Source organism: Paraburkholderia unamae, assembly GCF_003268775.1.
Taxonomy (GTDB): domain Bacteria; phylum Pseudomonadota; class Gammaproteobacteria; order Burkholderiales; family Burkholderiaceae; genus Paraburkholderia; species Paraburkholderia unamae.
Genome location: NZ_QLSU01000004.1, coordinates 426,909 through 436,924 on the forward strand (window position 1 = coordinate 426,909; position 10,016 = coordinate 436,924).

Consider the following 10,016-nt stretch of genomic DNA (forward strand, 5'->3'; position numbering starts at 1 on the left):
GGCGCGGCGGCCATGCCCCGCCCGCGCGTCGCGCAACGGCTACGCGCGTCGCGCGATCAGCACGCCCGCGAGCGCGACGCCGAAGCCCGCCATCTGCACGGGCGTGAGCGTTTCGCCGAACAGCAGCCAGCTTTCGAGCGCCGCGAGCGGCGGCGCGAGAAAGAGCAGCGCCGTGGCGCGGGCGGCGTCGCCGTGGCGCACCATCCAGACCAGCAGCGTCACGCCCGCGCCCGAAAGCATCGCAATGCCCCATGCGAGCGAGAACCACAAGGTCGGCGACGGGATCCAGCGCGTTTCGCCGAGCGCGAGCGCAAGCACCACGGCGACGATGGCCGCGCCGGCGTTCTGCACGGCGCTCGCACTGCGAATGTCGGCTTGGGCCAGCGAGGTTTTCTGGTAGAGCGTCCCCGCCGTGATCGACCCGACGGCCGCCACCGCGACGATCACCACGAGCAGCGGATTCGCATGGCCATGCGCGGCGGCCTGGGCGAGCGCGCCGCCCGCGGCGTGCGTGACGGCCAGCAGCTTGGGGCTCAGCACGAGCACGACGCCCGCGAGACCGAGCGACATCCCGGTCCAGCGCCGCGGCGGCAGGCGCTCGCCGAATACGCGCGCCGCAATTGCGGCGGTCAGCAGCGGCTGGAGCGCGCCGAGCAGCGCCATCACGCCCGCGCTCAGTCCTTGCGCCACCGCCCAGTAGCCCGCGCCGAGATAGACGCCCTGGAGCAGCGCGCCCGCGAAAAGGTGCTTGGCGATTTCGCCCCCGCGCGGCCAGGGCGCGCGCGCGGCGAGCGCGACGATGGCGAATAGCGCGGCCGTGCCGCCGAAGCGCGCGAGCAGGAACAGATTGGGATCGGCGTAGGGCGCAATGGCGCGGGCGACGACGAAACCCGTCGACCAGAGGGCGACGAAAAGAGCGGGGGCGAACGTGGCGAGCATCGATGTCGAAGGGGGGCGTGCGCAGGCGCTGCGCCCCGAATAGCGCGAAAGGCTCGGAGTATCGCGCGGTGCGAGGGCGGCGGTCTTGTTCAGGACTGCAATGGCCGAGGCAGTGGCGACGCGAGGCGGGGTCGCCGACTCACGATGCGAACGCAACTAACCGCCAAGCCCAGCCATCTCGCGCAAATGCAAGCATCGCCAAGGGATAAAGGTTGGCGAGAGCGAGGCAGGGACAGCGGCGCGAGCGATCTAGCCGGCGAACAACACCGCCGTCACGCCGATCACGCCGCCGCACACCGCGCACGCAAGCAGTAGCGCACGCGTGCGCCGATGTTCGCGGCGCCAGGCTTCGAGCATGGTCGCTTGCGCGGCGTGCCCGCCTGGGTGGCCCTGCGAGAGCGCTGCGTGATGCTCGAAGAAGCGGAACAGCATTTGCGGCACGCGCGGCGCGATTTGCGCGAGATGGGGCAGTTCCTGCGACAGGCGGCGGATCCAGCCGTGGTGACCGAGATCGCGCCGTGCGATGTCGGCGAGCGTGTCGCGTGCGATGCTCCACGCGTCGACGCCGGGATGAATCGAACGCGCGAGCGCCTCGGCCTGGCCAAACGATCGCTGCGCCGCCACAAGGCGCGGCGAAACCTCGCCGCCGAACGGCTGCACCGCGTGCAGCAGATGATGGAACAGTGCGCCTGCGCTGCGCTCATCGGAATCGCTTGCGAAATGCGCTTCGCTGCGCGTGCGCAGCTCCGCCTCGATCTGCTCGGTGCGCGCGTGCGCGGGAACGTGACCCGCCACGTGATGCAGCGTGGCAAGCCGCCCATAGTCCTGTTCGAACAGCGCCGTTGCGCCGTGCACGAAGAATTCGCGCTCGGGCGACGAGAGGCTTGTCATGAGCGAGGCGCCTGCCAGCACGAGGCGGCCTCGCGTCTCGGGCTCGACGCTCACGGCCACGCGCCGCGCGTCGAATGCCGCGTGAAAGAAGCCGTGCTCGAACGCCTGTCGTGTGACCACTTCGACGAGATGCGCCGCCACCTGCGTGACGTTGATGTGGTGCTCGGCCAGGCCGATGAGGTCGGTGGCGGGCACGGTGTCGATATGCTGTACGGCGAGCGTTTGCGGCGTGCAAAGGTCCCAGATCACGTCGGGCACGACGATGCGCGGGTCCTCGCCGAGGTGGTGGCCGCTCTGGCTCAGATTCGCGGCCTGGGCGCGCAGATCGAAGCGGCGTTGCAGGTCCTCGCGCAGCGCCTGCGCGAGCGCGCGCAGTTGCAGCTTGCGCGCGGCGCGCGAGAAGCGCTCCATCCAGCGCGCCACGGCGCACAGGAGCGCGGCGTCGTCATCGACTTCCTGCACCTGCTGCGCGCGCAGCACGCGCAGCGTGATCGTCTGGTGACCGTTCACGGGCAGCGCGAGGCGCGCGACATGGGTTTGCTCGCACCAGCCGTTGTGTGCGGGTTTGGGGTCGATCCACGTGAAGAGCGTTTCGGGCGGCTTGCCGAGCGCGGTGCGCAGCGTCGTTGTGAGGGCTTCGCCCGAGAGCGGATCTTCGAAATGCTCGACGGCGTCGATGGCGTCATGCAAGGTCGCGCCCGCGAGTTCGGGGCGCGTGGCGAGCGTTTGCGCAAAAGCCGCCGCGAGCGGCGCGAGACGCGGCAGCGAACTGTGAAGGCGCGAGGCGAGACGCCGGTCTCCATGCAGGCTCGAAGCGAGCGTGACGAACCAGTGCAGCTTGTGGTGCTCGGGCGCCGCGAGCCAGATCAGCCTGAAGCCATAACGCAGCGCACAAAACAGCAAACGCAATTGACGAAGTCGTGAACGCATGAATTCCAGTGGTCGGCCCAAGGGTTGCTAAACGGGTCGGTAAAGCGCGGTTCGGCAAAAAGCGGTTCGGCAAAGCGGGCGCCGCGCGAGCGCGGTCACCACGAGATTAGCAGGGATGTGCGCGCGATGGCAGGGCGGTATGGTTCGGCGCGCGCGTGTCGCGTGGCTTGGGGCCATGCGTAATACAATACGGCGGCCTTCCGTATCCACACGATTTCCACGCACGACCCGCCCACCGAGATGCTTGCAGAACAACGTCACCAATACATCCTGTCGCAAGTGAACCGGACGGGGGCGCTCTCGGTGGCGGATCTCGTGCGCGAGCTGCGCGTGTCGCGCGAGACGATCCGGCGCGACCTCAATACGCTCGCCGCGCGCGGCCTGCTCGTCACGACCCACGGCGGCGCGCTCTCCAGCGACCGCCGCGAGCCCGATCTCGACGTGCGCGAAGCCGCCAACGCGAGCGCCAAGCTCGCGATCGGCGAGCGTGCGGCGGAGTTCGTGCCCGACGGCGCCTCCGTCATCATCGATTCGGGCAGCACCACGCATGCGCTCGCGCGCGCGCTCACCGACCGTCATCGGCTCACGGTCTATACCAACGACTGGCGCATCGCGCTCCTGCTCGGTCGCCGCAACGAGAACCGCGTGACGCTGCTCGGCGGTGAGCTTTCCGACCACGAGGAAGCGACCTTCGGCCTCGATACCGTGCAGCAGCTCGCCCAGTACCACGCCGACTTCGCGTTCGTCGGCGCGGGCGGCATCACCGCCGACGGCTGGCTCACCGACTACTCGCGCATGGTGGCCGAGGTGCGCAGCCGCATGCTCGCGGCCACGGCCTGCGCGATCATCGTCGCCGACCATTCGAAGTTCGGACGCGTCACGCCCGTGCGCATCAACGGCTTCGAACACGCGCGTTACGTCGTCACCGAGCTTGCGCCTGAAAAGAGCGTGGCGCGCGCCATCGCCGCTCGCGGGCCCGAGCTCGTGATCGCCTGATCGTTCCTTCCGCGCGGCGTTCGCCGCGTTCCCCGCAGACCGTCTGCATGCCGGCTTCCCGCGCACCGGCAGGGGTTCACTTCGTGCCGTGACGTGTCGAATATTGGCGAATTGTGGAATTTTTTGACAAACGCCACAATCGTCATGCCGGTGTCATCAAAACCTGTGATTCTTGCGGGGCCCGTCCAGACGGGCCAGCAGGCGAGGCGGACGGCAATTCCGCGCCTTCGCCGCACCGGCCGGTTCAGGCGAGAAGCGTCGGATTGCAGACAATCTGCAATCCGTCACGCGACGGTGTTACGCCAAGCGGGCAATGGCAGGCGGCGCGCAGTCCGCCGAAGTTCGAAAAGTTCGATCCATTCAATCACAAACGCATCGGGTATCCCCGAGCCACTGGTTTTGCCTTCGGAGAGTGACATGAGCCACACGAAAATCCATCGCGCGGGTTTTGCACGCAAGCTGCTGCCGATGGCGGCCGCCGCGGCGCTGCTGGGCGCAGCAGTGAACGCGCACGCCGCCGACGCCGTTGTGCTGTACACGGCAGACGGCCTCGAAAATCTCTACAAGGACGTGCTGCCGGCCTTCGAAAAGAAGGAAGGCGTGAAGGTGAACATCGTGACGGCGGGCAGCGGCGAAGTGGTGAACCGCGCGAACGTCGAAAAGGACTCGCCGAAGGCCGACGTGATCGTGACGCTGCCGCCGTTCATTCAGCAGGCGCAGCAAAGCGGTCTGCTCCAGCCGTACCAGAGCGTGAACTACAAGAATGTGCCGGCCATCGCGAAGGCGACGGACGGTTCGTGGGCGACGTTCGTGAACAACTACTTCTCGTTCGCGATCAACCCGGAAGTCGTGAAGAACGAGCCCAAGACGTTTGCTGACCTGCTGCACCCGGACTACACGGGCAAGGTCGCCTACTCGAACCCGGCCACGGCCGGCGACGGCATGGCAGTGATCATTCTCACGACCTCGCTGATGGGCGAAGACAAGGCGTTCGACTACCTCAAGAAGCTCGAACAGAGCGCGAAGTTCCACACCAAGGGCACGGGCTACCTCGACGTGCTGCTCTCGCGCAACGAGATTTCGGTGGCCAACGGTGACCTGCAAATGGACCTCGACGACGCAGCCAACGGCGGCCTCTCGCTCAAGCCGATCTTCCTCGCAGCAGACGCAGGCGGCCATCCCACCACGTTCCAGTTGCCGTACGCGATCGGCCTGATCAAGAACGGCCCGAACCAGGCCGAAGGCAAGAAGCTGATCGACTACCTGATGTCGACGGACGTTCAGTCGAAGGTGCCGGACATCTTCGGGATTCCGGGCCGTACGGACGTGGCGCTTACGGGCAAGAACGGCGAAGCGGTCAAGCAGGCCATCAAGGGCGTAAAGCTGATTCCGGTGGACTGGAACCAGGTGATGGCGAAGAAGGCCGACTGGACGACGCGCTGGAAGAACGAAGTGATCGGCTCGTCGGGCAAGCAGCTTGAAGTCGTGAAGCCGAAGTAAATCGGTCAGTCATAGCAACTTGCAGGAGATGAACCCGGTGAATACCGCAAGCCTCGCGCCGGCCGGCATGGCCCGCGCGCTGCCGGATGTGTCCGGACTGACCGATGCCACGGACGCGCCCGGCGCCGCGGGTGTGCAGATCGACCACCTGAGCGTGCGCTTCGGCGCACGCACGGTGCTCGACGATCTGTCGCTCACGATCCGCCGCGGCGAATTGTTGACCGTGCTGGGCCGCAGCGGCTGCGGCAAGACGACCTTGCTGCGTTTCATCGCCGGGTTCATCGAAGCCGATGGACTCGCGGGCTCGCTCACGGTGGCGGGCCGCGACCTGACCCACGTGCCGCCGCATCAGCGCAACCTGGGTCTGTTGTTCCAGAGCTATGCGCTCTTTCCGCATCTCTCGGTGTTCGAGAACGTCGCGTTCGGGCTCAAGGCGCGCCGCGTGCCGTCGCGCGACATCGCGCGGCGCGTGGCCGATGCGCTCAAGCTCGTGCAGCTCGGCGACGCGGGCCATGTCATGCCCGCGCAGCTCTCGGGCGGCATGCAGCAGCGCGTGGCGCTCGCGCGTGCGCTCGTGATCGAGCCGGACGTGCTCCTGCTCGACGAACCGCTGTCGGCGCTCGACGCCAATCTGCGCGCATCGGTGCGCTCCGAACTCAAGGCGCTGCACGAGCGCCTGCCCGATCTCACGATCGTGTGCGTGACGCACGATCAGGACGACGCGCTCGTGCTCTCCGACCGCACGCTGCTCATGCGCGACGGTCACATCGCGCAACTCGGCACGCCGCAGGAACTCTACGACACGCCTAACGACGCCTACGTGGCCCGTTATCTGGGCGCGGCGAACCTGCTTCCGCCGGGCGTCGCGTTCCCGGTGGGCGATGCGCGCCACGACGTGCGCGACAAGCTCGCGTGCCTGCGCCCCGAAAGCCTGCGCATCGTGCCGCTTGGCGAAGGCTCGCTGCACGGCACGATCGAATCGGTCGAATGGTACGGCTCGGTGCTCTCGGTGCCGGTCCTGCTCGACGCGATGCCGAACGAACCGGTGCTCGTCACCATGCAGCGCGGCCACGGCATGACGCCGGCGAAAGGCATGCGTGTGTCCCTGCGTTACGAGGCTGACGATGTCGTCCTTATCAACCCCTGATTCCGCGCTCAAGTTGCCTGGCGCCGACGCGCACGCAGCCGCCGTGCGCCGCCGCGAACGGCGCGCGCAGTGGCACATCGCGTTTCTGCTCGTGTTCGTGCTGGGGCCGCTCGTCGTGTATCCGCTCGTGCGGCTCGTGCTGCTGAGTCTTTCGGACGCGCACGGCTTGAGTTTCCACGCCTACGCGACCTTCTTCGGCAATCCCGATTCGCGCGGCGTGATCGCCACGACGCTGTGGATTCTGTTCCTCAGTGCGGGTCTCGCTTCCGTGCTCGGCGTCGCACTCGCTGCGCTGCTGTTCTTCAAGCCGTTTCCGGGCGCGAGCCTCGTCACGCGCTTTCTCGAACTGTTCGTGGCGTTCCCGTCGTTCCTCGTCGCGTTCACGCTGATCTTCCTGTACGGCTCGCAGGGCTCGGTGAGCATCGGGCTGCAACGGCTCTTTCATTTGCAGGCGCCGCCGCTCGACTTCCTGTTCGGCATTGGCGGCGTGGTGCTCGCGGAGGTGGTGTTCTACGCGCCGTTCGTCGTGCGCCCGACGCTCGCCGCGTTCGCACTGCTCGACATGCGGCTGATCGAAGCCGCACGCAGTCTCGGCGCGAACAGCCGCATGGTCGCCCTGCGCGTGATCCTGCCGCTCGCGTGGCCCGGCATCGCGGCGGGCACGATCCTCTGTTTCCTGCTCACGTTCAACGAGTTCGGCATTCTGCTCGTGCTCGGCAGCGCGCACCTCATCACGCTGCCGGTCGCGATCTACAGCTCGGCCACGGTCGATCTCGATCTGCCGACGGCCGCCGCCGGCGCGGTGGTCATGCTTGCGATGTCGCTTTCCCTGTATGCGCTTTATCGGCGCGTGAATCGCCGCAGTCATGGAGGCGCGCGCAATGTCAACTAATCCCGCGGCGGGTTCGGACCGCATCGCGCTGCCGCCCAAGCATCTTCGTGCGCGGCCCGTGGAGCGCAGCCTCGTTGCGCGCATCGTCAGCGCGGTGCTGCTCGGCTTCGCGGCGCTGCTGTGTTTCTGGTTATTCGTGTTGCCGGTGATCGTCGTCGCGCTTTCGAGCGTGGCGTCGCACTGGTCCGGCACGATCCTGCCCGACGGTTTCAGCACGCGCTGGTTCGAGCGGCTCGGTTCGAGCGATTTCGATGCACTCGCAACGAGTCTCGAAGTCGGCTTCGGCGTGGCGGTGCTCGGCACGGCGCTGGGGTTGTGGCTTGCGCTCGCGCTCGAAGGACGCGACCGGCGCGGCCTGGGTGCAATCGTCGATACGCTTGCGATGGTGCCCAACGGCGTGCCGAGCGTGGTGCTCGGCCTCGCGGTGTTGATCGCTTATCACAAGGCGCCTGTGGATTTGTCGAGCTCGGCTGCGATTGTCGTGTTCGTGCAGCTCGCACTCGTGCTGCCGTTCTGCTATCGATGCGCCTCGGCGGCGCTGCGTCCCGAGTTGACCGTGCTGCGCGAAGCGGCCGCGAGTCTCGGCGCGCCGCCTTCGATGGTGCTGCGCCGCGTGGTGCTGCCGCAGCTCGTGCCGGCCATCCGCGCGAGTCTGGCGCTGGGCTTCGCGCTGTCGCTCGGCGAACTGGGCGCGACGCTCACGGTGTATCCACCAGGCTTCGCAACGGTGCCGATCGTCGTGGTGGGCGCGGTGGAGCGTGGGTACTACCTGCCGGCATCGGCGCTCTCGCTGATCCTGCTGATCGTCTCGCTGGCGGCGCTGCTCCTCATCGCGGCGCGCGTGCCGCGCCGGCGTGCGGACTGAACGGATGGATGCCATGCGGTTCGATGCGCCGCGGGCGCACAACAGACGGGCAGGACCGGACGTGCAAGAGATGAACGACAGCCGCGCGGATGCGGCGGCGGACGCGTCACCCGAGACGACGCCGCTCGCCATGGTGCGCCAGCATTCGCTGACTGCGCTGGTGCGCGACGAGATCGAGCGGCGTATCGCGGCCGGTCAGCTCGCGCCCGGCGACAAGCTCAACGAAGCCGATTGGGCGGCGCGTCTCGCCGTTTCGCGCGGGCCGGTTCGGGAAGCGTTTCGCGCGCTGGAGCAGGCGGGCCTTGTGCGCAACGAGAAACATCGGGGCGTGTTCGTGCGCAGTGTCGGCGTGACGGAGGCGCAGGAGTTGGCCGAGGTTTGCGCCGCGCTGCGCGAAGCGGCTTGCCGGATGCTGGCGGCGCGCATCGACGCGGCTCAGGTCGCGCAATTGCGCGATCAGCTCAATGCAATGCGCGATGCGGTGGTCGCCGAGAACGGCGAAGCCTTCGTGAGCGAGCGCGATGCGTTCCGAACGGTGCTCGTCGAGGCGGCGGGCAATGCCAGGTTGCGCGAGGCCTACGAGAGGGCCGTGCGGGAACTGCGGCTCTCGCCGCGCTGCGCGTTGCCGCTGCATCGCGCAATGGACGCTTCGTATGCGGGGCATCGGACGCTCCTGAACGCGCTCGCGTCGCGTGACGCCGATGAGTCGGCGAGACGCATGCGCCTGTCCTGCGGCGATGATGCACAACAGGAATGATGGGCGGCGGCTCGGGGCGGCCGCCTTTTCCAGGTATGTAACGGGTTTGCAAGGGAGTAGCGAAAGATGGCACTGAGCCTCGCGGATATTCGTGGGTTGTTCGAGACGTACGGCGCGCTGGCCTATAGCGGCGAACCGGTCACGCAACTGGAGCACGCACTGCAAAGCGGCGCCTTGGCGGAGGAAGAGGGCGCGAGCGAAGAGTTGACAGCGGCGGCGTTTCTGCACGACCTGGGCCATCTGCTGAATCGTCAGGGCGAAACGCCGACCGAGCGCGGCATCGACGATCTACACCAGTACTATGCGCTGCCGTTTCTGCGGCCCGTGTTGCCCGATAGCGTGCTGGAACCGATCCGCCTGCACGTCGACGCCAAGCGTTACCTGTGTGCGGTCGATGAAGCGTATTTCGGCCGCCTTTCCGCCGACTCGGTACGAAGCCTCGAATTGCAGGGCGGCATCTTTAATGCAGACGAAGCGCGCGATTTCGCGGCGCGTCCCCACGCCGAAGACGCGGTGCGCCTGCGCCGCTGGGACGATCTCGCCAAGGTGGCGGGCAAGCCGACGCCGGATCTCGATCACTATCTACAGCTCGTCGAACGCGTGATGGAACGTCACGCCTGAGGGGGAGGCGCTTACGCGTTTCTCCGAATTTCGGCGGCGTCAAAAAACCGCTTGCAAGATGTCACTTGCGTGACTAGAATTCCGGTCTTTCGCGCTTTCGATGAAGGCGCGGGGAGACGGGAAGCCCAGGCGAAAGCCTTGTGGCGACTGGGTCTGCGGGCGGTTCGAAGTTAAGCGGCAGGTTAAGCGAAGTAAAAAAACCTGTTGACAGATCGCCCGGCAGTCTTCATAATCTCGTTTCTCTGCTGCTGACGCAGCAACGCAGAAAGAAGCCGGTAGTCAAGCAGTTCTAACGGCAACTTCGCGATCGATCTTTAAAAATTTACAGCCGATAAGTGTGGGCGCTTGATGCGGTGGCGCGGCCTGACCTTGTTCTTCGGAATGAAGTCGGGAGTAGCGAAAGTATCAAGAGTCTCACACTAAAGTAAGTCAGGTTTTTGAATTTATTCAGAACCTGTCAGCTTTGAGTGAGCGACTG

At 66.7% G+C, this 10,016-nt stretch carries 9 protein-coding genes; 7 read left to right on the forward strand and 2 right to left on the reverse strand.

Annotated features, from left to right (window positions below):
• Positions 1-39 precede the first annotated feature (39 nt).
• Complete coding sequence (locus C7401_RS09410; RefSeq protein ID WP_112171091.1) at positions 40-939, reverse strand: DMT family transporter; 900 nt, start codon at positions 937-939, stop codon at positions 40-42.
• Positions 940-1,188: 249 nt separating this feature from the next.
• Positions 1,189-2,760 carry an ABC1 kinase family protein gene (locus C7401_RS09415; protein ID WP_112171092.1) on the reverse strand — a complete coding sequence of 524 codons (1,572 nt, stop codon included), beginning with the start codon at positions 2,758-2,760 and terminating at the stop codon, positions 1,189-1,191.
• A gap of 240 nt (positions 2,761-3,000) precedes the next feature.
• On the opposite strand from C7401_RS09415, the gene C7401_RS09420 reads away from it, so the two are divergent.
• From C7401_RS09420 to C7401_RS09450, 7 genes are all read left to right on the forward strand, one after another.
• Positions 3,001-3,756 (forward strand): DeoR/GlpR family DNA-binding transcription regulator, encoded by a 756-nt coding sequence (locus C7401_RS09420; protein ID WP_112171093.1) that lies wholly within the window; start codon positions 3,001-3,003, stop codon positions 3,754-3,756.
• A 417-nt stretch (positions 3,757-4,173) separates the two neighbouring features.
• Positions 4,174-5,256, forward strand: a complete 1,083-nt coding sequence (phnS, locus tag C7401_RS09425; RefSeq protein ID WP_112171094.1) for a 2-aminoethylphosphonate ABC transporter substrate-binding protein — start codon at positions 4,174-4,176, stop codon at positions 5,254-5,256.
• Between the two features lie 37 nt (positions 5,257-5,293).
• Complete coding sequence (phnT, locus tag C7401_RS09430; RefSeq protein ID WP_112171135.1) at positions 5,294-6,403, forward strand: 2-aminoethylphosphonate ABC transport system ATP-binding subunit PhnT; 1,110 nt, start codon at positions 5,294-5,296, stop codon at positions 6,401-6,403.
• Positions 6,381-7,295: a 2-aminoethylphosphonate ABC transporter permease subunit gene (locus tag C7401_RS09435; protein ID WP_112171095.1), complete on the forward strand. Its 915-nt coding sequence runs from the start codon at positions 6,381-6,383 to the stop codon at positions 7,293-7,295. The genes phnT and C7401_RS09435 overlap by 23 nt, the downstream gene beginning before the upstream one ends.
• Entirely contained in the window at positions 7,285-8,160 is an 876-nt protein-coding gene (gene phnV, locus C7401_RS09440) for a 2-aminoethylphosphonate ABC transport system, membrane component PhnV (protein WP_112171096.1), read from the forward strand. The genes C7401_RS09435 and phnV overlap by 11 nt, the downstream gene beginning before the upstream one ends.
• Positions 8,161-8,230: 70 nt before the next feature.
• Positions 8,231-8,917 (forward strand): GntR family transcriptional regulator, encoded by a 687-nt coding sequence (locus tag C7401_RS09445; protein WP_112171136.1) that lies wholly within the window; start codon positions 8,231-8,233, stop codon positions 8,915-8,917.
• A 66-nt stretch (positions 8,918-8,983) separates the two neighbouring features.
• Positions 8,984-9,538 carry a phosphonate degradation HD-domain oxygenase gene (locus C7401_RS09450; protein WP_112171097.1) on the forward strand — a complete coding sequence of 185 codons (555 nt, stop codon included), beginning with the start codon at positions 8,984-8,986 and terminating at the stop codon, positions 9,536-9,538.
• Positions 9,539-10,016 lie beyond the last annotated feature (478 nt).